We start from the raw sequence: 23,538 nt of genomic DNA, 5'->3' as shown, positions 1-23,538 counted from the left end.
CAACATAAAATTAAAATAAAAAACATTAATAATTATATGGTTATATTTATTTATTTGACCATTTATCTAAAAACCAAGACCCAGATAAAAAAAGCTTACTTTCTTAAGCTTGTCACATAGTATGATGATAATTCATCATAGTTCATTGAAAGAAACATTTTTTCAATAATATTAGATGAATGTGGGGCATAAAAAGTGTTTATTTTCTTTAAAAATTAGGTATCATCTCGCACCTAGTTAAAAGATATAAAACATTGTGTCTGTACTAGAATCTAAAAAGCACCGAGTCAAACGACCACAAGTCACCAGACTTATTTCTTTTACCCATATCAGAGATGGTAATTCGATATGAGCGTTACTTCCGTAAACCCTGCCGCAAATGCAACTAACGAATATTATTTGACTCGCCAAAGTCAGATGGAATCAAATGTTCGTAGTTATCCACGTAAATTACCGTTAGCGATAGCGAAAGCACAAGGCTGCTGGGTTACTGATGTTGAAGGTACACAGTACCTTGATTGTTTAGCTGGGGCAGGGACATTGGCTTTAGGTCATAATCATCCTGCGGTGATTCAAAGTATTCAAGATACATTGGCAAGTGGTTTGCCTCTACATACTTTAGACTTAACGACACCTTTAAAAGATGCGTTTACTGAAGCGCTTTTGGCTTATTTGCCAGGCGGTAAAGAAGAGTATTGCTTACAATTCTGTGGCCCAACAGGTGCAGATGGTACAGAAGCAGCAATTAAACTTGCAAAAACATATACTGGCCGTAGTTCAGTAATCAGTTTTTCTGGTGGTTACCATGGTATGACCCATGGCGCTTTGTCTATGACAGGCAACCTTAACGCAAAAAATGCGGTAAATGGCTTAATGCCAGGCGTACAGTTTATGCCTTACCCGCATGAATACCGTTGCCCACTTGGTTTAGGTGGTGAAGCTGGTGTTGATGCTTTAACTTACTTCTTTGAAAACTTCATCGAAGATGTTGAAAGCGGTGTAACAAAACCTGCTGCTGTAATCCTTGAGGCAATTCAAGGTGAAGGTGGTGTTGTTACTGCGCCTGTTAAATGGTTGAAGAAAATCCGTGAAGTGACTGAAAAGCACAACATCGTTTTAATTTTGGACGAAGTTCAAGCTGGTTTCGCGCGTTCAGGTAAAATGTTTGCCTTTGAACATGCAGGGATCGAGCCTGATGTTGTAGTGATGTCAAAAGCGGTTGGCGGTAGCTTACCATTGGCAGTATTAGGTATTAAACGTAAGTTTGATGCATGGCAGCCAGGTACACATTCAGGTACATTCCGCGGTAACCAATTAGCAATGGGTACAGGCTTAGCTTCATTGCAAGTGATCAAAGAACAAAACCTTGCTCAAAATGCACAAGAGCGTGGTGATTTCTTACAAGCTGAGTTGAAAAAACTTGCTCAAGAATTCCCATGTATTGGTAATGTTCGTGGTCGCGGTTTAATGATCGGTATTGAGATCATTGATGAGCGTAAACCTGCTGATCATATGGGGTCTCATCCTGCTGATGCTCAGTTAGCAGCAGCAATTCAGGCAGCATGTTTCAACAATAAATTATTGCTTGAGAAAGGTGGTCGTAACGGTACAGTAATTCGTTTACTTTGCCCGTTAATCATCAATCAAGACGAATGTGTTGAAGTCATTGCTCGCTTTAAGAAAGCGATTGCTGAAGCATTAAAAGCAGTACGAGGCTAAACCATGGTTGATTTTGCAGAACATCGTAAAGCGTTACTCTGCAATGATGCTCAATCTATTGCTGACTATCAGTCAGCAATGGGCGAGGCGGTGAATGCCGTTTCAGCATGGTTGCAAAATGACAAAATGTACACGGGCGGAAGCATTAAAGATTTGCGAGCAGCAATTTCTTTTAATCCTTCAAAAGAAGGTCTGGGCGTACAGCAATCATTACAACGTATGGTTGAGCTTTTTCTCAACAAAAGCTTAAAAGTACATCATCCACATTCACTCGCACATTTACACTGCCCAACTATGGTGATGAGCCAAATCGCGGAAGTGTTAATCAATGCGACTAACCAATCAATGGATTCTTGGGACCAAAGTCCTGCTGGATCATTGATGGAAGTTCAACTCATCGATTGGCTTCGTCAAAAAGTGGGTTATGGTGCAGGTCAAGCAGGTGTATTCACCTCTGGCGGTACGCAGTCGAACTTAATGGGTGTGTTACTTGCTCGTGACTGGTGCATCTCGAAAAACTGGAAAGACGAAAATGGTAAACCATGGTCTGTTCAGCGTGATGGTGTTCCAGCTGAAGCAATGAGAAACGTCAAAGTCATTTGTTCTGAAAATGCACATTTCTCTGTGCAAAAGAACATGGCGATGATGGGCATGGGCTTCCAGTCAGTAGTTACAGTACCTGTAAACGAAAATGCTCAAATGGATGTTGATGCGCTAGAAAAAACCATGGCTCATCTTCAATCTGAAGGCAAAATTGTTGCTTGTGTCGTTGCGACCGCAGGTACAACAGATGCTGGCGCGATTGATCCACTCAAGAAAATCCGTGAAATTACCAATAAATATGGTTCATGGATGCACATTGATGCAGCTTGGGGCGGTGCACTGATTCTTTCAAATGATCATCGTGCAATGCTAGATGGTATTGAGTTATCTGATTCGATTACACTGGATTTCCATAAGCATTATTTCCAAAGCATTAGCTGTGGCGCTTTCTTATTGAAAGATGAGGCAAACTATCGCTTTATGCATTATGAAGCAGAATATCTTAACTCTGCTTATGATGAAGAACACGGGGTTCCAAACCTAGTTTCTAAATCATTGCAAACGACTCGTCGTTTTGATGCATTGAAATTGTGGATGACTGTAGAAGCATTAGGCGAAGAGCTTTATGGTTCAATGATCGATCACGGTGTGAAGTTAACGCGTGAAGTTGCTGATTATATCAAAGCAACTGCCGGTCTTGAGTTGTTGATCGAACCACAATTCGCTTCAGTGTTGTTCCGTGTGGTGCCAGAAGGTTATCCTACAGAGTTTATTGATAGCTTGAACCAAAACGTTGCAGATGAATTATTTGCACGTGGTGAAGCAAATATCGGTGTAACAAAAGTGGGTAATGTTCAATCATTGAAGATGACCACTTTAAGCCCAGTTGCGACACTTGAAAATGTACAAAATCTGCTTGCGCTTGTGCTTGCAGAAGCAGATCGTATTAAAGATGCAATTGTTGCTGGTACTTATGTTCCTGCGATTGATTAATTGCAATTTAATTTGATATGCCAATAAAAAAAGAGGTCTTTGAAAGACCTCTTTTTTTATTTATAAATTTTTAGAAAATCATATTAGGCTGCAAAAATGGGACTGAATCCCATTTTTCGCAATAGTTTTCGATACATGCTTGAACTGCGATCTGCTGGAAAATGAGCTTCCATGGATAAGTCTAATGGTAAATATTCAGGTTTTTGTGTTTCAACAATCAGTCGGTCTTCTTCAAAAATTTCTAGATTAAATTTATAAACATCCTCAATTGGTAAATCCTTATCATAATTACGACAGATCGGCGCAAACAGACGTGTTTGTCGGGCAGATACTGGAGACGCGGCATTCATAATTACTTGTTTAGTCTCGTTAGGAAAATGAATTGTCAGCGTGGCTGTAAAAGGTAGGCTGATCTCGAAATGTCTCAACCATTGAAAGCCGTCTTTGCCACGTTGATCTGTACCTATTGGATAACGCCCGACGCTACTAATGTAATCAGCTTCAAAACCATATGTTGTTTCAGTTGTCGTGTAATCAGGTACTTCGACGTTCTCTGGATCCCCAAAAGTATCAGGATGTACCCATGCAAAATGTGCGACATCAATGAATCCTTCAAGTTGTCGACCTGCAAAACAATTTAGATCAACAGATGGACAGACCAATTGTTGAAAATCAGCATGTTCCCAGTAAGGCATTTCGGGAATATTTGCTAAAGCATTATATGCGGCTGTGAGATTGCACCAGATCAGCCCATATTTTTCTAGCGCAGCATAAGTTTTTAAATGAAAGCGTTCAGAGATCTTGTGTTGAGGGTGGGCTGGAATACGGTTGCATTTTCCATTTTCACCAAAGCGTAAACCATGATAGCGACAAACAATACCATTACCATCATTATGGCCTAAACTCAGAGGAACTCCACGATGCGGACAAGCATCTTTGGCGACAACCAGTTGATCGGCCATTTTATAGATGACCAGCGGCATATCGAGCAACATTGCGGCAGTAGGTTGTTCTGAAATATCACGGGCTAATGCAATTGGATACCAGTGTTGAGCGAGCAAGTGCCAATCATGCTCTGAAAATGTCATGTGAACGGGCAAATCTGGATTAAATGTTGCGATGGTTTTTGTGTTCATGATCTGATCTTTCTATCTATTTAAATCAAATATAGATCAATCATCTGTTCTAAGAAATTTCAATAAACTGAATGAAGTATCGATATTTTTAGAACACAATTCAAAAAACTTAAATGATATATCTTTGATAAAAAGCTAGTTTTTCATACTCTTGTATTCTTCTTTTAAATACCCAAATCATCTAAAAAAAGATGTTACGTGAGGATGGATGTTCATTTTAATAAATATGTCATACTATGTGTTGATGGAAAAATCATCAGTATTCCACTCACTATAATTTTTTATCATCAAAGATGAGTTTTTCTGTAAAAAATCAAATGTAAGCTGTAATAATTCTAATAAATATTGCAATTTCAATAGTGATTGCAGGATTTTGAAGAATATTTTCATTCATCTTACATATTGATATTTATTAATATTTAATTAAATTTGATGCAGTATATCAATTATCATCAAAGCGTCACAAAGTTGTAACTTATTTGTCATATTATCTAATCAAAATGCAGTTAACCAAAGTACAACACTTGAATTTAAAAGAGTTGTAAATCAAATTGTATAAATGAGAGAAAACAGAATGCGCTTAAATCCACGTAATCTCGCAATTGCATTAGCTGTAACTGGGGCAACTGTAGCTACGACTGCAAACGCAGCTCGTGATACGATCCAAATTGCTGGTTCTTCAACTGTATTACCATACGCAAGTATTGTTGCAGAAGAGTTTGGTAATACTTTCCCACAATTCAAAGCACCAGTTGTTGGTTCTGGCGGTTCTTCAGGTGGTTTGAAGCAATTCTGTCAAGGTGTTGGCGATAACACAATCGATATCGCAAACGCATCTCGTCCAATTAAATCAACAGAAATTGATGCTTGTAAAAAAGCTGGCGTAAACCAAATCCAAGAAATCAAAATAGGTTACGACGGTATCGTTTTCGCATCTAACGTGAAAAAAGCTGCTTATAAATTAAAGCCATATCACGTATTTACAGCTTTAGCTGCTGAATTACCATCAAACGGTAAAATGGTTCCAAACCCATATACAACTTGGAACCAAATTGACAAAGCTTTACCAAACGAACCAATTACTTTAGTAATTCCTGCTTCTAACCATGGTACTCGTGAAGTATTCCAAGAGAAAATGGTTGATGCTGGTTGTGAAGCTTATGACTACATCAAAGGTTTAGACAAAGACGCTCAGAAAAAAGCATGTTCTAACTTCCGTAAAGATGGTCGTGTAATTGAAATCGCTGGTGACTATACTGAAACACTTGCTCGTTTAAAAACATCTCCAAGTGCAGTTGGCGTATTCGGTCTAGGTTTCTATGATGTTAACCGTGACAAATTACGTGTTGCGACTGTAAACGGTGTAGTACCTTCTGAAAAGACTATCTTGAGCGGTCAATACCCAGTTTCTCGTCCATTGTTCTTCTACGTGAAAGGCGAGCACTTAAAATCAATTAAAGGTTTACCACAATACGTAGAATACTTCTTGAACAAGAAAGTATCTGGTAAAGGTTCTAAATTAGAAAAAGCTGGTTTGATTGCAATGAACGACAAAGAGCGTGCAAAAATCCTAGCTGATTTCAAAGCTGGTAAATCAGTTAAATAAGTTTATTTGAAAACGGAGGCTGGTGAGACATGTGTTCATCAGCCTTTTTGTCTAGCTAAGTTTTTTCAAATGATGAAAATTGAGAAAACAGTGGAGATTACATGAATCTGCTACTTATCGGTGTGTTGTTAGCCCTTGTGGCAATTGCATATCAAATCGGGCTGAGTAAAAGCCGTAACCTAGCAGGTAAGGGAAATAACTCAGTAACACTACATTCGCGTCCAGTGTATTACGGGGCGTTAGTTGCTTTGTGGTGTGGTATTCCTGCTTTTTTAATTTTGATGATTTGGAACTTGGTTGAACCGAGTGTTTTACACCATATTATTTTTAACAATATACCAGCATCAATTAGCGCAAATTTAGATGAAGCTGGTCGTGATGTTTTAATTGATCGTGTTCAAGCGATTGCTTCTGGGTTTGGGGTAACTGATCAACCAGCAGCGTATGAAGTTGCAGCAGCGCAACAACTTGCAAAATTCCAAACGATCGGATCATTTGCAAAATTTGCAGTAGTTGTGAGTGTTGCTTTAGCTGGTTTGGTTTGGGCAAAACGTCATGTGAGCCAGCAATACCGTGCACGTAATCAAGTAGAAAAAGCAATTAATGTTGGTCTGATTCTTTGTTCAGGCGTTGCGATCCTTACAACGATCGGTATTGTTCTTTCAATGTTGAGCGAAGCATTACACTTTTTCAAATTTGTAAGTCCAGTTGACTTCTTCTTTGGAACTGAGTGGGATCCAGGTTTTAGTACGACAGGAAGTGCAGAGGGAAGCTACGGCATCCTACCATTAATTTGGGGGACTTTAATGGTAAGTGGTATCGCACTACTTGTAGCTGTACCAGTTGGATTAATGATTGCAATTTATTTAGCAGAATATGCATCTCCTCGTTTACGTTCTTGGGCGAAACCAACAATTGAAGTACTCGCGGGTATTCCTACAATCGTTTATGGTGTTTTTGCCTTAATGATCATCGGGCCATTCTTTAAAATGGTGGGTGAAACGGTTGGTGTAAATATCAATGCAACCAGTGCATTAACTGCTGGTTTCGTGATGGGTATTATGATTATCCCATTCGTATCTTCATTATCAGATGACATCATTACACAGGTTCCGCGTGCTTTACGTGATGGTTCATTAGGTTTAGGTGCAACAAAATCTGAAACGATCCGTCAGGTTGTCATTCCAGCAGCGTTACCGGGGATTGTGGGTGCATTCTTATTGGCGGCTTCTCGTGCGATCGGTGAGACGATGATCGTGGTACTCGCAGCGGGTAACAGTCCATTACTCCACGCAAATCCATTAGAAGCTGTGTCAACTGTGACAGTAACGATCGTTAAGCAATTAACAGGTGATACTGACTTTGCCAGCCCTCAAGCGTTGGTTGCATTTGCCCTAGGTTTAACGCTGTTTGTCATTACTTTGGGTTTAAACATTATTGCACTGTACATCGTGCGCAAATATCGTGAGCAATACGAATGAGTTCATCAAAGACATCTCCTTTGGATCAAAATTCGTTTGATCCTCAAGTTGCTGCTGAACAACGTGAACAGCGCAAAAGTAAGATTCAAAGTTCTTTGGCAAAGCGTCATCGCAAAGAAAAAGCATTCCGTTTTGCTGGCTTTTCAGCAGTTATGATTGGCCTTGCATTTGTAGCATTGTTGTTTGGAAGTATTTTATCGAAAGGCTTGCCGGCTTTTTGGCAGAGCAGTATCACGGTTCCCGTTTATTTCGATCCAACAATTATTGATGTAGGCGCGAAACCTAAACAAACCGCAGGTGAGACTCCAGCGCATTTTGAAGAGCGTATGATCGCTTGGCAAACTGAAATGGGTATGGTTGATTGGGATGCGTTGATCGTAAATGGCATTGTTTCAAAAGACAAAGCATTAGAGTCTCAACGTGACTATCTCAGCGGCTTGTACACTAGCTCAGAGTCATATCGTCTACGTGATATGGTATTGGCTGATCCATCACTAATTGGTACTAAAAAAGATATTAAGTTCTTGGCTGATGCAAATGTCGATGTATGGTTAGCGGGCAATATTGATCGTTCATTACCTGATGATCAACAGCAGTTAGATCCAGAAGTTCGTCAGATTGCAGATCAATTGAAAGCAGAAGGCATTATCAACAATACCTTCAATACCAACTTATTCGTAAGTCCAGACTCTCGTAGTTCACCTGCGATTAGTGGTTTGGCTGGTGCTTTCATGGGTTCATTGTTCATGATGCTCATCGTGATCATCATTTCGATTCCAATCGGTGTTGCAAGTGCGATTTATCTTGAAGAATTTGCAGCAAAGAACGTGATGACGGATATTATTGAAGTCAATATTAACAACTTGGCTGCTGTTCCTTCGATTGTATTTGGTTTGTTGGGTGCGGCGATCTTTATTGGTTGGATGCAGTTACCACTTTCAGCACCTTTAGTCGGTGGTCTGGTATTAAGCTTAATGACCTTACCAACTGTGATTATTACGACACGTGCTGCATTAAAAGCTGTACCACCTTCGATTCGTCAGGCTGCTTTAGGTCTTGGTGCATCAAAAGTACAAACCGTTTTCCACCATGTTTTACCTTTAGCTTTACCGGGTATTTTAACGGGTGCAATTATTGGTGTTGCTCAAGCATTAGGTGAAACTGCACCATTGCTTTTGATCGGTATGAGTGCTTTCGTTGCAAGTGTTCCAACGACACCACTTGATCAAGCAACAGCATTACCTGTACAAGTGTATTTATGGCAAGGTAATGAATTGCGTAACTTCTTTGAAGGGCGTACCGCAGCTGCGATTATTGTGTTACTTGCGTTAATGATTGGTTTAAACAGCCTTGCAATTTGGCTTCGTAAGAAATTTGAAGTGCGTTGGTAATAGAGGAGAGTACAATGAATACGATTGATATTATGAACGCCGTAGAAAAGGATAAGTCAGTGAATCCACAGCAAACAGAATTTACCTCATCTGAAGCGCAAGTTCAGCAATCTAATACTGCATTTGTCTCTCAGTTTGAAACGGCTTCATCAAACAAAAAGCCTAAAACAAATGAAGTAAAAATTAGCACTCAAGATGTTCATGTTTACTACGGTGAAACTGAGGCAATCAAAGGGATTGACCTTGATATTTACCAGAATGAAGTTATTGCATTTATCGGGCCGTCAGGTTGTGGTAAATCTACATTCTTGCGTACCTTGAACCGTATGAATGACACGATTGATATTTGTCGTGTGACGGGTAAAGTAACTTTAGATAATCAAGACATCTATGATCCAAGCCTAGACGTTGTATTGTTACGTGCTCAAGTGGGCATGGTGTTCCAAAAGCCAAACCCATTCCCTAAATCAATTTTTGATAACGTTGCGTATGGCCCTAAACTTCATGGTCTAGCACGTGACAAATATGATTTAGAAGAAATCGTAGAAAACAGTCTGCGTAAAGCTGGTCTTTGGGAAGAAGTGAAAGATCGTCTAAGTCAGCCGGGTACAGGTCTTTCAGGTGGTCAACAGCAACGTTTGTGTATTGCGCGTACCATCGCTGTAAGTCCTGAAGTGATTTTGATGGATGAGCCATGTTCAGCGCTTGATCCAATTGCAACAGCTAAGATTGAAGAGTTAATTTCTGAACTATCTGAGCAATATACGATTGCAATCGTCACGCACTCAATGCAACAAGCAGCTCGTGTATCTGATCGTACCGCTTATTTCCATTTAGGTGATTTGATCGAAGTGAACTCAACTGAGAAAGTATTTACTCAGCCAGATCATCAGTTAACTGAAGCGTATATTACAGGTCGTTTTGGCTAAGATTATTTCAGTGATAAGAAGAGCCTTCGGGCTCTTTTTTTATTGTATAAATGAAAATGAATCTATTTTTCAAAATCTCTATTGAATTTTTCTTGAGCAGACCACATCTTAGACGAATAAAGCCGAACTTATAGAGCACTTACTTTATGTTATTCCATTTACCTAAATTTCCTGCTGAGATTCGTATTAGCCATTTAAATGCGCGTGTGAATGAACAAAGAAAAAGAATCGCGCAAACAACAGCATCTCGTTTGGAACTATTACAGCTTGTTCAGCAGCTTGCGAAAGAAGCAAAAATTCGTAAAAAAAATGATCAAAAAATCTATGTTCTCGATTTTAAAGGTGATGTTCAAGCTTCCGCTGTAGATACGATTCGTGAGGAAATTACCTTAATTTTAGCGACAGCAAAAGCAGGGCATGACCGGGTTGTGGTTCGTTTAGAAAGTCCTGGTGGAATGGTACATGGCTATGGTTTAGCAGCTGCTCAGTTAGTTCGTCTACGCGATGCAGGCTTTAATGTCACGATCTGCGTAGACAAAGTTGCTGCAAGCGGTGGCTATATGATGGCTTGTATTGCAAATGAAATCATTTCTGCGCCATTTGCTGTTGTTGGTTCGATTGGCGTCGTGGCTCAGGTTCCAAATTTCAATCGTTTATTGAAACAGCATAATGTTGACTTTGAACTTTATACTGCTGGCGAATATAAGCGTACAGTCACCATGTTTGGTGAAAATACACCTGAAGGTAAAGCGAAATTTGAAGAAGAGTTACAACAAACGCATTCTTTATTTAAGCACTTCGTTGAAAAATACCGTCCACAGTTAGAAGTAGCAAAAGTTGCAACAGGTGAGCATTGGTATGGTGAAGATGCACGCGAACTCAACTTGGTTGATAAATTACAAACTTCGGATGAATACATACTTAGCTTGCTACCAAAACATGATGTTTATGTGATTAATACGCGTAAGCGTCCGACATTTGGTGAGAAATTAGGTTTACAAGCTGCGCAAATGGCTGAGAATTTAATTCCAGCAGTGTTGGGGAAAATTACAGATGGATTGACCAAAGCAAATAGCAGTTTGGTTCAGCTACGTGATCCAAAACTATAATTCATCGTATGTTATTTAAAACCAGTCATATGACTGGTTTTTTTTATTTCGATAATTAAAGTATTTGAACAAATAGTAAATTAAATAAAGCTAACAAAATTGCGATGAACTGGATTGTCGTCCTATCTATCATTTGCTATTTTAATCGCGAGATTAAATACTTATATTTTCCATTAATTGAAAAATATCTAAAACTATAATTGATATGTGAGCATAATAATGACAAGAGTTGTCGTTTCATCGAAGAAAAATTTTACTGTTTTACAAGATGGACAAATGCAAGGTGTGATACTGAATCAACCATCCATTGTTCAAATCGGAGTTGCGCAAGGCGATATAAAATCGATCATCAAGCAAGGTAATGATCTTGTCATTACACTGAAAAATGGTGAGAAAATTATTATTAATGATTTCTTTAATGAAATGAACAATACGGAACATACGCTCGCAATTCCCCGAGAAGATGGTTCTTATGCAATTGCTGAATTTGACGCTGCAGGAAAATTTGTTCGCTATTCTCCTGCCACAGAATTAACGCAATTTGCTTCAGCCGAAGTTCCACCTCAAGCTGCTGAGCATTCAGATAGCAGTGATGATTTTGGTGTGAGTAAATCACAGTTAGTAAAAGCAGGTTTGGTGGCTTTAGCTGCTGAAGGTATTTATCTCTGGGCGGTGAAGGATGATGATAACGATAAAAGTGATAATGATAAATCGACAGATATTACTGCACCAGCAACCCCGACCGCTGTATTAGATGCCGATACACAAACCATTACAGGTAAAACAGAAGCGAAAGCTAAAGTAGAGATCAAAGATACCACAGGGAAAGTGATTGCGAGTGGTTACGCGGATAATGAGGGTAACTATAGTATTAAACTAGATAGTCCTTTGGTGAATGGAAATAAAGTCGCAGTTATCGCGATTGATAGTGCAGGTAATACATCTAAAGCAACAGTTGTTACGGGAACAAAAGATACGATCGCGCCCGATGCACCAAGTGCACAATTAAATGCAGATGGTACGATTGTCTCAGGCAAGGCCGAAGCGAATGCTAAAATATCAGTTTACGATGCAGATGGAAAATTATTAGGCTCTGTTAATGCAAATAGTTCGGGACTTTATTCAATTAAGGTATCACCGCCATTAACGAGCGATAAAGGTGGAACAGTAGTAGCGGAAGATGCGGCGGGTAATAAATCTGATCCGTCCAAAGTTTTTGCTGGGAAAGATACGTTAGCCCCTGATCAGCCATTGATTGAAGTAAACCAAGCAGGTACATCAGTTTTAGGTAAAGCTGAGGCAAATGCAAAAGTGCAAATCAAAGATGCTGATGGCAATATTATTGGAAGTGGTGTTGCAGATGCACAAGGGAAATTTCAAATTACAATTTCACCTGCATTAACGGGTGATCACAAAGGCTCTCTTATCCTTGAAGATGCAGCAGGTAACCAGTCTAAACCATTAGAAATTACGGCAGGTAAAGACACGATTGCACCAGAAAAAGCTGTAGCGCAGTTAAATGCGGATGGAGATTCGATCACTGGAACAGCCGAAGCAAATAGTAAAATTGAAATTCGCTCAGCAGATGGAAAAACTGTGCTTGGTTCAGGAACAGCAGGCGCAGATGGAAAATTTACAATCGACTTATCTGCTGCATTAACGGATAAGACCGTTGGGAAAGTATATGTGATTGATGCGTCAGGTAATCGTTCTGAATCTACGGATGTGTTAGGAACGAAAGATACCATTGCACCGAACAAGCCTATTTTGCAGACCGTAACGGATGATATTGGAGATGTTAAAGGGAATATCTCGGCTGGCGGCTCAACCGATGATAGTAAACCTAGCTTGACTGGTCTAGGTGAGGCGAAAGCGACACTAACAATCTATGACAATGGACAGCCAATCGGAACAGTCACAGTGGGTGACAATGGAAAATGGAGTTTTAATATCACCCATGATTTAGCATTAGGCAGTCATACGTTGACTTTTACTCAGACTGATTTATCAGGAAATACCAGTGAGATCAGTAACTCATTTAGTTTTAATGTGATTGCACCGACGACAATGAGTTCATTGCTGAGTAATGAAATGGATGCTGGAACTGAAAGTGCACAACAAATGAGTTTGGTTGATCATGTAGATCTCAATGCATTGCTGAGTCCACAACATGAAGCTACGCCGACACAGACAACTCAAGCAGTTACTGTCGATGAGTTATTAACTTCTTCGACTTCTAATACGAATGAAATCGAAGACTTACTTAATCAGTTGGTTTCTATTGAACCCTCGACTCCTCAAACTGATGGTAATATAAATACTAATTTGATGAATTTCGAGCCAACTCAAGTGGTGCAATCAGATCCTTGGGATGACCTGATGCTGTTACAGCATTCAATTGTCTAACTAAGTCAAAACGCTTATTTCTGAATAAGCGTTTTTTCTTTGCTGAGTTGGATGAAACCAATCAGGGCTGCTCCAACTGTTGCAAGGAACATATCTTTGTGGGCATCCCACATGTCGCCTTGTTGACCATTATAATTTTCCGCATCTTCAGGCGATAATCCCATCGCAATCCACCATTCAATGAACTCATATATTAAGCTTGTTGCCATAACAAATTGTATGACCAAGAACAATAGAGCTGCTGGTCTAGCTGCGGGAAACCAAACTTGAAAACAACGATAGAATAAGGGATAGAGTAAAAATCCATATGCAAAATGGACAAAACGATCATACATATTTCTAGTCCATCCCATACTTTGATTTAAGTCAAAATGAAAAAGGGAATTGAACCATTCATTGTAGGGAACATAAGAGTAGAGGTAGTGTGCGCCAACAATATGAATAAACAAAAAGAGCAGGTATAAGCAAAAGCTATAAAAGTTAATGCCAATTTTTCGCATGATGACAAGCAAAGCAATCAGCATGAAAACTGTACCTGCTTGATGCAATAAATATGAAGCGAATTCTAAAGGATTAATACTTGCGATTATTGCCGTAACTAAAATGAGGATAAGAGCAATATAATGTTTTAAGCTCAATTTTTTTTCTATCATTTAATGTCCTAGATAGAGTTTGTCACTCTATTTATTTTCGTCAGACGCACCTATAACAATTTGTTCTTTAGCAGATGCGACTCCGCCAAGTGCCTGACAAGCTTGTTTATATAATTGATATTTTTGTTGTACTACTTCATCCAATGGGATGTCAAAGAGATCTTCACCATTTTTATATTGTTCAATATATGTCGCGGCCTTTTCTTTATTCACAGCAAGGGCTTGTTGGTGAAAATTGGTGATCGAAGACGTGGCTAACTGATTTGATTCGATATTGTTGCACTGAAAATTTTGTAAAATTTTCTCAGCACGTTTGACCTCACTAGATTGACCAAAAATACACGCTGTTAGGCTGAGGCATGTGACCAATAGGAGTAAAACTTTCATGGGGAATTATGTTGAGTTTGTAGATCGGCTCATTGTATCTAAAATCCTGCTATAAATTAAGTATTTATGTCTAACAGAACAACAATTGAAAACTTAATAGTACGTTAAGCTATATGCCCAAAATCTAAACAGTGTTTGTAAAGGGATAATAATAGCGTCTTTATTAGATTATAATCTTCTATTAGTGTTTGAAATATATCATTAATTTATTGAAGCAAAATGAGTTTTAGAGTTATGCTAATCATCAAGATTGTCAATAAACGCCATTATGCGATTTAAACACATTTTCTTTTTTTGTTTACTGTCCTGTCTAACAACGTTTGCAAATGCGGAGAACTATAATTTCTTTGCTGGATTTGAAGATGATTCTGAGGAAATGTTTGATGCTGCATATCCTGAAATGAAAACAGATTATTCAGTTTTGCATAATCAGCTTTTTCAAGATGAGCGGTGGCGCGTATACAACTATACTGCATACCAGACCAATCAATTCAACCATAAGATGTTAACAGGTGATACTTCAAATCTAAGTTTGGATGATTTCTCGATCTCACTCGGCTACGGTATTGTCTATCAGCTTAACTCAACCAACCGAATCGGCTATGAGTATTTGTCGAGCTTTCCGTTTGATCGAGGGCAACTCATTAGACTGTTTTGGCTAAGAATTTTCTAAGTAATTTTTTGGTATAAGCCTGCTCGAACTACACCTGCTTTAGTTTCTTTAATTTTTTGCCAAGATGCTGGTAGTTTGAGCTGTGATAATTCTCGATCTGCTTCAACGTAAATGAAGGCTTGGTTTGCAATCATCGGATCTGATAACTCAGCAAGTTCTTGCCATAAGTCTAAACTATAGGGTGGATCAAGAAAGACAACGTCGAAACTAAGATTCAGTTTCTTGAGCGCTTGTTGTGCTGTTGTTAGGTGTAGCTGACAATTCTCTGCTTTTAATAAAGCAATATTCTCTTTTAAAAATTTTGCTTGAGTTGTATTGGGTTCAATCATTACGACTTTGGCAGCTCCACGAGAAAGCGCCTCAAATCCTAACGCACCTGAGCCAGTGCAAAGGTCTAAAACCTGTGCATTTTGAATATCCCACATGAGCCAATTAAATAATGTCTCACGTACACGGTCAGGCGTTGGACGTAAACCGTCTACATTCGCAAAAGGTAAAGTACGACGCTTCCATTCCCCGCCAATGATCCGTAATTGATTTTTCATTATTCAGTGACCTCATCAGCAGGTAAAGGAGCTGAGGTTGTTGATTGTGCTTGTACTGTAGATGCTGCTCCACCGCTAGGTAATTCACCCGGCTTAATACCCGCGGTCATCAGGCCGCCACTGACTTGATGATTTGCTGGACGAATCGGATTTTTCTTACGAGTAACAAGCCAGTAATCAAAAATTGGACGTGCGAGTTGAGCTGCTGAACCACCATGTTTACCATTTTCCCATACGACTGCGATTGCAATTTCTGGGTTATCTGCTGGAGCAAATCCAACAAATAGACCATGATCCCATTGTCTTGAAGAAAGTGCTGCTTCGTTATAGCGTTTTCCTTGGGCAATACTTTTAACTTGTGCCGTACCAGTTTTACCAGCAATTGAATATTGCAAACCGCCTTTAATTCCACGACCTGTACCAGATTGAATGACATCAACCATGGCATCGTGCATATTCATCCAATCTTGTGCGGTTCCATTAAATTGGATTTTTCCATCTGGTGCATTATGCACAGTGAATTGTTTTGCACCTTTGGTATCTCGTAATACATGCGGTGTGACATGTGATCCTTTGTTCGCGGTGATTGCAGTTGCCATAGCGAGCTGTAATGGTGTTGCTGTAAATGCACCCTGTCCAATACTGACGGAAATTGTTTCACCTTTTAGCCATTTGCTTTTACGAGTACGCATTTTCCATTGTGGACTTGGGTATAAGCCTGAACTTTCACTAGGTAGATCAACCCCCGTTTTCTCACCGAAACCAAATTGGCGCATCCACTCATTCATTTTTTCTATGCCCATACGATAGGACAAGATATAGAAATAAGTATCGCAAGAGACGACTTGAGCTTTATGTAAGTTGACTGAACCATGTCCTGATTTTTTCCAGTCACGGAATTTATGTGAATCCCCAGGAAGAGAGAAATAGCCGGGATCAGAAATGGCGGTATTCCAATCGACGAGTCCATAATGAATCCCTCCCAGACCGAACATTGGCTTAATCGTAGAACCTGGTGGATAAGAACCTTGAACTGCACGGTTATAAAGCGGCTGATCTAAGTTATCACGCAGAGCACTATAGTCTTTGGTACTGATCCCCGTTACGAATAAATTGGGATTAAAACTTGGACTAGAAACCAGTGCTAAAATTTCTCCAGTGCGGGGATCTATCGCAACAATCGCGCCGCGACGATCAGCTAATTGTTTAGCCGCAATGGTTTGTAAGCCATAATCTATCGATAAATAGAGATCATTACCGCGAACAGGATCTTGACGTCCTAAGTTTCTGAGCACATTACCATGTGCGTCGGCTTCGACAGATTCATAGCCCGGTGTGCCGTGCAGTAAATCCTCATAACTTTTTTCTGCACCAATTTTGCCGATAAGGTTAGTTCCAGCATATAAATCCTTATCGATCTTTTTAAGTTCTCTATCGTTAATTCGACCAACATAACCGATGACATGCGCAAATAACTCACCGTGAGGGTAGTAGCGAGTCATCTGTGTTTCGATTTTGACTCCAGGAAAGGCATATTTAACTTCACTGAACTTTGCGATGTCATTTTCAGTTAGGTTGAGCTTGATCGCTATACGCTCAGTTTTTCGAGCAGTTTTAACACGGCTGTTAAAACGATCAACGTCTTCTTGTGTCAGACTTAATACTGGAATTAGACGAGAGAGTGTTCCATCAATATCGGTGACATCTGCACGGCTTAATGTTGCACTAAAAACAGGATAATTATCTGCAAGTAAAATACCATTACGATCGTAAATATAACCACGGGCAGGCGGAAGAGGTTGTAAGCGAATTCTGTTCTTATCTGATGCCGTTGTAAAATCATCGTAATGAACAATCTGTAAATATGCATAACGACAGATCAATAAAAGAAGAAACGTCATCACTAGAAAAATTGCAAAAAAGATTCGACCCCTATAAATGCGCTTTTCTTGTTGCATGTTTTTTAAAGGAAAGTGCTGTTTCATACTGAGTCGACTTAAATTACAAGATTGAAAGAGGGTATGGGTGACTTATTTTAACGTAAGTTGCATGATCATACTGTAGATTTTTCAATACTTCATATAAATGAAGCTGCGACAGTTTTTGACTTTGCAGACATTAAATTTGTAGGGTCTTGTATACTAGAAGCAAAATAATTCTGTTAAAGTCACAAACGGTTTGAAATAGGATTGTCCAATACGCACTCTTAAGGAAAATGGAGAGAATAATGAGAAAACTTTACCTTTTGCTAGCGGTTTTAACATGTAATGGTTTGGTGCATGCGGATGAAAATCCATATATGCCAGAGCCAAAATTAAAAGATGCTAATGTTTCGACTTGGAATATTGGTGCAGGTTTTACAAAAAAATTACTACATGCCAATTTAGAATGGGTTAATCCTTATGGTATTGCTTATGCAAAAGCTGGTGCATTTTTAAATGATGATAATGAACCAGGTGCACAAGTTGGATTTCGTTATCCATATTATTTAACAGGCACTGATAAAAATGGTTATTACGTTGGTGTCTACGCGGGACATTTAGACAGTAAAAACTTTGGAGGTAAACAAAAAGGCAATCTCGGTGTAGGTGCTGATCTTTCTTATGTTTGGCTGAATAGCGAACGTATCAGCACATTCAGTGTAGGCGCTGGTATACGAGAAAAAATTGAAGATGGAAGTGGCAATACTGTGAAAAAATCGGAACCAGTTTTTCAGTTTTCTTACACTTTAAGTTTTGGTCTATAGGAGATATTTGCTCTTTGTCCTGTTAGCCATAATGTATTAATAATTTTGAGAGTCATGCATGTTTGATTACGTCAATGAATTGTGGCAGATTTTTTTAAATCGACCAGACCATCTGGCGGTCTTAAGTATTATTCCTGTGACAGCCTTTGTAACTTGGGCTCACGTGTGGATGGCTTTAAAAATGGTGTTTTACCCAATTAACTTTTGGGGATTCCATTTAGGACCATTACCTGTAGGTTGGCAAGGGATTGTTCCACGTAAAGCTGGACGTATTTCAGGCATCATTACTGATAATACATTAACTAAACTTGGTTCATTGCGTGAGTTCTTAGAAGCAATGGACCCAGAAGATATGGCCATGATCATTGGTGAACAAGTTGGTTTTGAACTTGAACACTTAATTGATGAAGTCATGATCGACCGTAATGCAGTGCTATGGGAAAATTTACCCTATTCGATTAAACGCCGTATTTATGCTCAAGCACATAAACAACTCCCAAATACATTAAGAGAACTTGTGACTGAGCTGACCATGAACGTCGAGTCACTTGTTGATATGCGTGAAATGGTTGTTCGCCAAATGGAAGGTGATCGCCGTTTGATGGTGCGGATGTTCCTCAAAGTTGGACAAAAAGAAATTAATTTTATTTGGCATATCAGTGCATTGATTGGGATGTTCTTTGGTGTTTTCCAAATGATTGTTTGGTTCGTAGTGCCTTGGCATTGGACCGTTCCATTTTGGGCATCGATTTGGGGTTTCTTGACCAACTGGATTGCAATTTGGATGGTATTTAACCCAATCGAGCCGCATTATATCCGTTATCCACAAATATTCCGCTTAACCAAAGACCGTAAATTCCCTTGGATTGTACCTGTTCTAAAGATCGGTACTTACAATGTACAAGGCGCTTTTATGAAGCGTCAGGAAGAGGTTTCAGATGTATTCGCGAGTGTGGTAACAGAGGACTTAATCACATTGAAGTCGATTATGACTGAGATGATGTACGGCAGCAAAAAAGATAAAACCCGTCGTATTGTCAAGCGCCATATTAATGAAATTATGGAAACTCCACTGGTTAGAACATCATTGCAGCTATCATTGGGTCCTAGAGAATATGCTAGACTCAAGACCGACTTGATTGATCGTTCAATTGAAATTACTATGGGGCCAGTATGTGACCCAGCCTTGAATGCTAGTCGTGCGCAAAAGATCTTTCAAATGTTTAGAGACCGTATCCGTGAACTGACACCGAAAGAGTTCCAAAATCTATTACGACCAGCGTTCCAAGAGGATGAGTGGATTTTAATTGTACTAGGTGGGGTAACTGGCTTTTTTGCAGGTTTAATCCACTTATTTGTAGCTTTCTTATAATTAATTTGATGTTGGTTGGGCAATAAGTCTGTATGATATTGCTCAATTAAAGATTTATTGTTTTTAAATGAGGATGTTCTTTATGCGCATTATTTTACTCGGACCACCTGGGGCAGGCAAAGGTACTCAAGCTCAGTTGATCTGTAAGCGCTACAATATCCCACAAATTTCAACCGGTGATATGCTCCGTGCTGCAATTCGTGAAGGTACTGATCTTGGCTTAAAAGCGAAAAGCGTTATGGAGTCAGGTGGTTTAGTATCAGACGAATTAATTATCGGTTTGGTAAAAGAGCGTATTGCTCAACCAGACTGCGTAAACGGTTGTATCTTTGACGGTTTCCCTCGTACGATTCCACAAGCTGAAGCATTAGAATCAGCTGGTATTTCAATTGATCACGTGATTGAAATTGATGTTCCTGATGAAGAGATCGTTCAACGTTTGTCTGGTCGTCGTCAACATCCAGCATCTGGTCGCGTATATCACATCGTTTATAATCCACCAAAAGTGGAAGGTAAAGATGACGAGACTGGTGAAGAGCTTGTACAACGTCCTGATGATCAAGAAGAAACAATCCGTAAGCGTTTAGGTTCTTATCATAGCGAAACTGAGCAACTTGTTGGATTCTACCAAGGTCGTGCTGCTTCTGGTGAAAATGCGCCAACTTACGATAAGTTAAATGGCTTACGTGCAATCGACGAAGTTCAAAAAGATTTATTTGCAATTTTAGATAAATAATCTAAGTTGTAGATTAATAAGGAGCTCTGACAAGGGCTCTTTTTATTTTGGAGAAAGCAAATGTTAAAAATCGTATTGATCATTGCGGTGATTTTAAGTTTTATTTTGCTGTTATTTTTATTATACCAAAGCCAAAAAATGCTGCGTCATGTGCAAAAACAGCAAGCATTAGAAAATAAGAAGTATGGTAAAGCTCGCCAACTCCATCCTAAGTTACAACAGCAAAAAAAACCTCAGGACTAACTGAGGTTTTTTGTTTTAATCATTTTAGCCGCACCAAACTCAAAACGATCTGGCCAATTACAGACATCTGAGACAATACATTCGCCACATTTTGGTTTACGTGCGATACAGCAATAGCGTCCATGCAAGATTAGCCAATGATGTGAATCAATAATAAATTCTTTGGGAATCACTTTAACTAAACGATGTTCAACTTCGAGAACATTTTTTCCTACTGCTAAACCTGTGCGATTACCAACACGGAAAATATGCGTATCCACTGCCATGGTCGGCTGGCCAAATGCAGTATTGAGCACAACATTGGCAGTTTTTCGCCCCACACCCGGCAATGCTTCAAGTTCTTTACGTGTTTCAGGCACTTGTCCTTGATACTGTTCAACCAAGATACGGCAAGTCTTAATCACATTTTCCGCTTTGGAGTTATATAAACCAATGGTTTTTATATATTCTTTTAAGCCATCCACACCCAAATTGAGAATACTTTGTGCCGTATTGGCAATCGGGTATAGTTTATCGGTGGCTTTATTGACACTGACATCTGTTGCCTGAGCAGAAAGCATCACTGCGATGAGCAATTCAAATGGAGATGTGTAGTTTAATTCTGTTTGAGGATTTGGTCGTTGTTCACGCAACCGTTCAAAAAAGATTTGAATTTGCTTTTTGGTCATATTTTTAGTTGACATGTTAACCCTCCAGCAATTCGTTTAAGCGCTGTTGTAATTCAATCAGTTGCAGTTGTTTTTTCTCATCTGCACGTACGCTGAGCTGCTTTTCCAACTTTTTGATCTGTGTACGCAGTTTTGCTAACTCAATCGTGGTCTTTGCATCCAAAGCTGGAGTTTCAGCCACTTTTTCAGTCAAGGTAATTGCTGGGACATTATTGAGTTCTTGGGAGAATTTCGCAAAAAATGCAGCATCAATTTCAGCACGTACAATCGGGCCTTTACGATGAATTCGATGTTTTTCTTCGCGTTGAATATGTGCATAGTAGCGATGTCTGAGATCATCTTGTACTTTGATCCGCTGCTCGTCGTTAGCAACTGGAGCTGTATCCTCAACTAGATCAATACAGTCAACAGGACATGGTGGAATGCAAAGTTCACAACCTGTACACAGGTCGGTCAAAATGGTATGCATGAGCTTACCACTGCCAATAATTGCATCAACAGGGCAGGCACTAATACATTTAGTACAGCCAATGCATTCATCTTCACGGATTACCGCTTTCATTTGCTGCGGACGTCCATCTGATTGAATATCCCAAACACTTGGTTCAGCGATCAATACAGGGCGTTTTAAAAGTGTTGCCAATGCATCAGCCACAGGTTGTCCACCCGGAACACATTTATTCGCTTCCTCGCCTTCAGCAATCGATTTTGCATACGGCAAGCATCCATCACGGTGCCCGCACAAACCACATTGTGTTTGCGGAAGTAATGCATCAATTTCACGAATGAGTGCGATAGAGGCGTCCATAGAACCAACAACTTGTTAAAACGACAGCGATGATGAAGAAAAAACAGCATAGGGTCAAGATAACTTTCTCAGTTGATTAGATTTGATTTCTGTACAGCTTTTAAGATTTCTTGATTAGAATGGAATTGAATAATATTTAAGTGCCGTAAAGCGGATTTTTATGCCAATCGTAACAATAATTTGGGGTGCGTTAGCCATACTTGTGGTATGGGGGCTGTCTCATCCAAAAATAAGAAATAAACCTGTGTGGCGTGCAACAGTAACGCCATTGGCATCAATCATTGGTAGTGGTTTTCTGATCGCAGCACCTTTATTGAATGATTTAAGTGGTCATTATGCAATTTATGTGATGGTGACTTTATGCGTATTTGCGTACTCAATTGGTCAAATTATTCGTTGGAATATTCAGCACGTTGAACCTAACTTGGCTGCTCAACAAGATCGTCACTTATTACAGATTGAGCGTTTAAGCGACATTGCGTTAACCGCAGCGTATGTACTTTCAGTCACCTATTATTTGTATTTGTTTTCATCATTTATTGTCAGAATTTTTTCCATTCAATTTTCAGGAACAACACAGATCATCACGACAGTGGTTCTACTATTAATGGCATTCTTTGGTTATTTCCGAGGATTTAAAATACTCGAAAAAATTGAGATCTTTGCTGTAAATATTAAGTTGAGCATCATTACTGTTTTTCTGTGTGCTTTGTTGTTTTTCAATTTAGATCATCAAGCTCCCAGTCATGTACCTTATAGCTTTGATATGAAGCATATTCCAATCATTATGGGTTTACTCATTATGATTCAGGGCTTTGAAACCAGTCGTTATTTAGGAAAAGAGTATTCAGCAGAAATTAGAGTGAAAAGTATGCGTAATGCGCAGTTATTGAGTACAGGCATTTATATCATTTTCATTCTATTGTTTAGTCTGGTTTTTCAATTACATCCGCTTAGTGGCGAAATCTCAGATACATCTGTGATTGATATTGCAAAGTATGTGTTTTGGGGTGCACCTATTTTCCTATTTATTGCTGCGGTAACGAGTCAACTCAGTGCTGCATTAGCAGATTTTGCTGGAAATGGGGGGCTAGTTAATGAAGTTTCGCAACAAAGAGTATCTGTAAAAGTTGCTTATGTTTTCATAGCCGCTGCGTGCATTGTTTTAGTTTGGTCATTCGATATTTTTGAAATTATTAGCTTTGCATCTAAAGGTTTTGCACTGTATTACTTTTTTCAATGTTTGAGTTCAATGTGGGTACATTTCCGAATAGCTAAAGCCAAGTTTGTGTTTTCACTGTGCGTTGGAATCCTGTGTTTATTGGTTGTATTGTTTGGGCAGCCTTTTGAAAGCTAAAGTGAGAAGTAATTAAAACAGAGACATTGTTTTGAAA

Annotated in this window: 21 protein-coding genes; 14 read left to right on the top strand and 7 right to left on the bottom strand. The window is 39.2% G+C overall.

Annotated features, from left to right (window positions below; all coding sequences use genetic code 11):
• The first annotated feature begins 348 nt into the window (after window positions 1–348).
• Complete coding sequence (locus ACF8D3_RS11055) at window positions 349–1,719, top strand: diaminobutyrate--2-oxoglutarate transaminase (RefSeq protein ID WP_004880925.1); 1,371 nt, start codon at window positions 349–351, stop codon at window positions 1,717–1,719.
• 3 nt (window positions 1,720–1,722) lie between these two features.
• Complete coding sequence (locus ACF8D3_RS11050) at window positions 1,723–3,255, top strand: aspartate aminotransferase family protein (protein WP_007483647.1); 1,533 nt, start codon at window positions 1,723–1,725, stop codon at window positions 3,253–3,255.
• A gap of 83 nt (window positions 3,256–3,338) precedes the next feature.
• On the opposite strand, the gene ACF8D3_RS11045 is transcribed toward ACF8D3_RS11050, so the two are convergent.
• Window positions 3,339–4,391, bottom strand: a complete 1,053-nt coding sequence (locus ACF8D3_RS11045) for a Rieske 2Fe-2S domain-containing protein (protein ID WP_392471516.1) — start codon at window positions 4,389–4,391, stop codon at window positions 3,339–3,341.
• A 574-nt stretch (window positions 4,392–4,965) separates the two neighbouring features.
• On the opposite strand from ACF8D3_RS11045, the gene ACF8D3_RS11040 reads away from it, so the two are divergent.
• From ACF8D3_RS11040 to blp2, 6 genes are all read left to right on the top strand, one after another.
• Entirely contained in the window at window positions 4,966–5,997 is a 1,032-nt protein-coding gene (locus ACF8D3_RS11040) for a substrate-binding domain-containing protein (RefSeq protein WP_004880919.1), read from the top strand.
• Between the two features lie 101 nt (window positions 5,998–6,098).
• Window positions 6,099–7,478: a phosphate ABC transporter permease subunit PstC gene (pstC, locus tag ACF8D3_RS11035; protein ID WP_004880917.1), complete on the top strand. Its 1,380-nt coding sequence runs from the start codon at window positions 6,099–6,101 to the stop codon at window positions 7,476–7,478.
• Complete coding sequence (pstA, locus tag ACF8D3_RS11030) at window positions 7,475–8,869, top strand: phosphate ABC transporter permease PstA (protein WP_392471515.1); 1,395 nt, start codon at window positions 7,475–7,477, stop codon at window positions 8,867–8,869. Before pstC ends, pstA begins: the two co-directional genes overlap by 4 nt.
• 14 nt (window positions 8,870–8,883) lie before the next feature.
• Window positions 8,884–9,798 (top strand): phosphate ABC transporter ATP-binding protein PstB, encoded by a 915-nt coding sequence (gene pstB, locus ACF8D3_RS11025; RefSeq protein ID WP_004880914.1) that lies wholly within the window; start codon window positions 8,884–8,886, stop codon window positions 9,796–9,798.
• A 146-nt stretch (window positions 9,799–9,944) separates the two neighbouring features.
• Entirely contained in the window at window positions 9,945–10,907 is a 963-nt protein-coding gene (sohB, locus tag ACF8D3_RS11020) for a protease SohB (protein ID WP_004880912.1), read from the top strand.
• Between the two features lie 219 nt (window positions 10,908–11,126).
• A complete protein-coding gene (blp2, locus tag ACF8D3_RS11015; RefSeq protein WP_392471512.1) occupies window positions 11,127–13,313 on the top strand; it encodes an Ig-like repeat protein Blp2 in 2,187 nt (728 codons plus the stop codon).
• Between the two features lie 14 nt (window positions 13,314–13,327).
• Here the strand turns inward: blp2 and ACF8D3_RS11010 are convergent, their stop codons facing one another.
• Both ACF8D3_RS11010 and ACF8D3_RS11005 read right to left on the bottom strand, forming a co-directional pair.
• Window positions 13,328–13,966, bottom strand: coding sequence for a DUF2238 domain-containing protein (locus ACF8D3_RS11010; RefSeq protein WP_392471511.1), 639 nt, complete (start codon window positions 13,964–13,966; stop codon window positions 13,328–13,330).
• 27 nt (window positions 13,967–13,993) lie between these two features.
• Window positions 13,994–14,353 (bottom strand): hypothetical protein, encoded by a 360-nt coding sequence (locus ACF8D3_RS11005; RefSeq protein WP_007483658.1) that lies wholly within the window; start codon window positions 14,351–14,353, stop codon window positions 13,994–13,996.
• A 268-nt stretch (window positions 14,354–14,621) separates the two neighbouring features.
• Here ACF8D3_RS11005 and ACF8D3_RS11000 point away from each other — a divergent pair, with 268 nt between their 5' ends.
• A complete protein-coding gene (locus ACF8D3_RS11000) occupies window positions 14,622–15,026 on the top strand; it encodes a hypothetical protein (RefSeq protein ID WP_392471509.1) in 405 nt (134 codons plus the stop codon).
• On the opposite strand, the gene rsmD is transcribed toward ACF8D3_RS11000, so the two are convergent.
• Both rsmD and mrdA read right to left on the bottom strand, forming a co-directional pair.
• Window positions 15,023–15,571 (bottom strand): 16S rRNA (guanine(966)-N(2))-methyltransferase RsmD, encoded by a 549-nt coding sequence (gene rsmD, locus ACF8D3_RS10995; protein ID WP_007483661.1) that lies wholly within the window; start codon window positions 15,569–15,571, stop codon window positions 15,023–15,025. The two genes, ACF8D3_RS11000 and rsmD, sit on opposite strands and share 4 nt — an antisense overlap.
• The gene (mrdA, locus tag ACF8D3_RS10990; protein ID WP_392471506.1) at window positions 15,571–17,556 is read right to left on the bottom strand and encodes a penicillin-binding protein 2; all 1,986 of its coding nucleotides are present in this window, start codon (window positions 17,554–17,556) and stop codon (window positions 15,571–15,573) included. Before mrdA ends, rsmD begins: the two co-directional genes overlap by 1 nt.
• 242 nt (window positions 17,557–17,798) lie before the next feature.
• On the opposite strand from mrdA, the gene ACF8D3_RS10985 reads away from it, so the two are divergent.
• From ACF8D3_RS10985 to ACF8D3_RS10970, 4 genes are all read left to right on the top strand, one after another.
• On the top strand, window positions 17,799–18,317 hold the full coding sequence (locus ACF8D3_RS10985) for a hypothetical protein (protein WP_004880896.1): 519 nt from the start codon (window positions 17,799–17,801) through the stop codon (window positions 18,315–18,317).
• 58 nt (window positions 18,318–18,375) lie between these two features.
• Window positions 18,376–19,689, top strand: a complete 1,314-nt coding sequence (locus ACF8D3_RS10980; RefSeq protein WP_004880894.1) for a hypothetical protein — start codon at window positions 18,376–18,378, stop codon at window positions 19,687–19,689.
• A gap of 82 nt (window positions 19,690–19,771) precedes the next feature.
• Window positions 19,772–20,425 (top strand): adenylate kinase, encoded by a 654-nt coding sequence (gene adk / locus ACF8D3_RS10975; protein WP_004880892.1) that lies wholly within the window; start codon window positions 19,772–19,774, stop codon window positions 20,423–20,425.
• Between the two features lie 60 nt (window positions 20,426–20,485).
• Window positions 20,486–20,668 carry a hypothetical protein gene (locus ACF8D3_RS10970; protein ID WP_392471503.1) on the top strand — a complete coding sequence of 61 codons (183 nt, stop codon included), beginning with the start codon at window positions 20,486–20,488 and terminating at the stop codon, window positions 20,666–20,668.
• On the opposite strand, the gene nth is transcribed toward ACF8D3_RS10970, so the two are convergent.
• Both nth and ACF8D3_RS10960 read right to left on the bottom strand, forming a co-directional pair.
• Window positions 20,665–21,351: an endonuclease III gene (gene nth, locus ACF8D3_RS10965; protein ID WP_004880878.1), complete on the bottom strand. Its 687-nt coding sequence runs from the start codon at window positions 21,349–21,351 to the stop codon at window positions 20,665–20,667. The genes ACF8D3_RS10970 and nth overlap by 4 nt on opposite strands.
• Before the next feature lies 1 nt (window position 21,352).
• Window positions 21,353–22,144 carry an RnfABCDGE type electron transport complex subunit B gene (locus ACF8D3_RS10960; protein ID WP_023014016.1) on the bottom strand — a complete coding sequence of 264 codons (792 nt, stop codon included), beginning with the start codon at window positions 22,142–22,144 and terminating at the stop codon, window positions 21,353–21,355.
• Between the two features lie 160 nt (window positions 22,145–22,304).
• Between ACF8D3_RS10960 and ACF8D3_RS10955 the strand changes: the two genes are divergently transcribed.
• Complete coding sequence (locus ACF8D3_RS10955; protein WP_392471501.1) at window positions 22,305–23,501, top strand: hypothetical protein; 1,197 nt, start codon at window positions 22,305–22,307, stop codon at window positions 23,499–23,501.
• The last annotated feature ends 37 nt before the right edge of the window (window positions 23,502–23,538 follow it).

The organism is Acinetobacter sp. YQ_14 (genome assembly GCF_043102985.1).
Taxonomy (GTDB): Bacteria; Pseudomonadota; Gammaproteobacteria; order Pseudomonadales; family Moraxellaceae; genus Acinetobacter; species Acinetobacter venetianus.
This window is presented reverse-complemented; position numbering and strand designations above follow the sequence as displayed.

What these genes read in the sequence shown, in the direction of transcription:
- ACF8D3_RS10960 (WP_023014016.1), bottom strand. Translation starts at nt 22,144, where the DNA reads ATGGACGCCTCTATCGCACTCATTCGTGAAATTGATGCATTACTTCCG.
- ACF8D3_RS10970 (WP_392471503.1), top strand. Translation starts at nt 20,486, where the DNA reads ATGTTAAAAATCGTATTGATCATTGCGGTGATTTTAAGTTTTATTTTG.
- pstC (WP_004880917.1), top strand. Translation starts at nt 6,099, where the DNA reads ATGAATCTGCTACTTATCGGTGTGTTGTTAGCCCTTGTGGCAATTGCA.
- ACF8D3_RS11005 (WP_007483658.1), bottom strand. Translation starts at nt 14,353, where the DNA reads ATGAAAGTTTTACTCCTATTGGTCACATGCCTCAGCCTAACAGCGTGT.
- nth (WP_004880878.1), bottom strand. Translation starts at nt 21,351, where the DNA reads ATGTCAACTAAAAATATGACCAAAAAGCAAATTCAAATCTTTTTTGAA.
- pstA (WP_392471515.1), top strand. Translation starts at nt 7,475, where the DNA reads ATGAGTTCATCAAAGACATCTCCTTTGGATCAAAATTCGTTTGATCCT.
- sohB (WP_004880912.1), top strand. Translation starts at nt 9,945, where the DNA reads ATGTTATTCCATTTACCTAAATTTCCTGCTGAGATTCGTATTAGCCAT.
- blp2 (WP_392471512.1), top strand. Translation starts at nt 11,127, where the DNA reads ATGACAAGAGTTGTCGTTTCATCGAAGAAAAATTTTACTGTTTTACAA.
- pstB (WP_004880914.1), top strand. Translation starts at nt 8,884, where the DNA reads ATGAATACGATTGATATTATGAACGCCGTAGAAAAGGATAAGTCAGTG.
- ACF8D3_RS11045 (WP_392471516.1), bottom strand. Translation starts at nt 4,391, where the DNA reads ATGAACACAAAAACCATCGCAACATTTAATCCAGATTTGCCCGTTCAC.
- ACF8D3_RS10955 (WP_392471501.1), top strand. Translation starts at nt 22,305, where the DNA reads ATGCCAATCGTAACAATAATTTGGGGTGCGTTAGCCATACTTGTGGTA.
- ACF8D3_RS10985 (WP_004880896.1), top strand. Translation starts at nt 17,799, where the DNA reads ATGAGAAAACTTTACCTTTTGCTAGCGGTTTTAACATGTAATGGTTTG.
- ACF8D3_RS11040 (WP_004880919.1), top strand. Translation starts at nt 4,966, where the DNA reads ATGCGCTTAAATCCACGTAATCTCGCAATTGCATTAGCTGTAACTGGG.
- adk (WP_004880892.1), top strand. Translation starts at nt 19,772, where the DNA reads ATGCGCATTATTTTACTCGGACCACCTGGGGCAGGCAAAGGTACTCAA.
- ACF8D3_RS11050 (WP_007483647.1), top strand. Translation starts at nt 1,723, where the DNA reads ATGGTTGATTTTGCAGAACATCGTAAAGCGTTACTCTGCAATGATGCT.
- ACF8D3_RS11000 (WP_392471509.1), top strand. Translation starts at nt 14,622, where the DNA reads ATGCGATTTAAACACATTTTCTTTTTTTGTTTACTGTCCTGTCTAACA.
- mrdA (WP_392471506.1), bottom strand. Translation starts at nt 17,556, where the DNA reads ATGAAACAGCACTTTCCTTTAAAAAACATGCAACAAGAAAAGCGCATT.
- ACF8D3_RS11055 (WP_004880925.1), top strand. Translation starts at nt 349, where the DNA reads ATGAGCGTTACTTCCGTAAACCCTGCCGCAAATGCAACTAACGAATAT.
- ACF8D3_RS11010 (WP_392471511.1), bottom strand. Translation starts at nt 13,966, where the DNA reads ATGATAGAAAAAAAATTGAGCTTAAAACATTATATTGCTCTTATCCTC.
- rsmD (WP_007483661.1), bottom strand. Translation starts at nt 15,571, where the DNA reads ATGAAAAATCAATTACGGATCATTGGCGGGGAATGGAAGCGTCGTACT.
- ACF8D3_RS10980 (WP_004880894.1), top strand. Translation starts at nt 18,376, where the DNA reads ATGTTTGATTACGTCAATGAATTGTGGCAGATTTTTTTAAATCGACCA.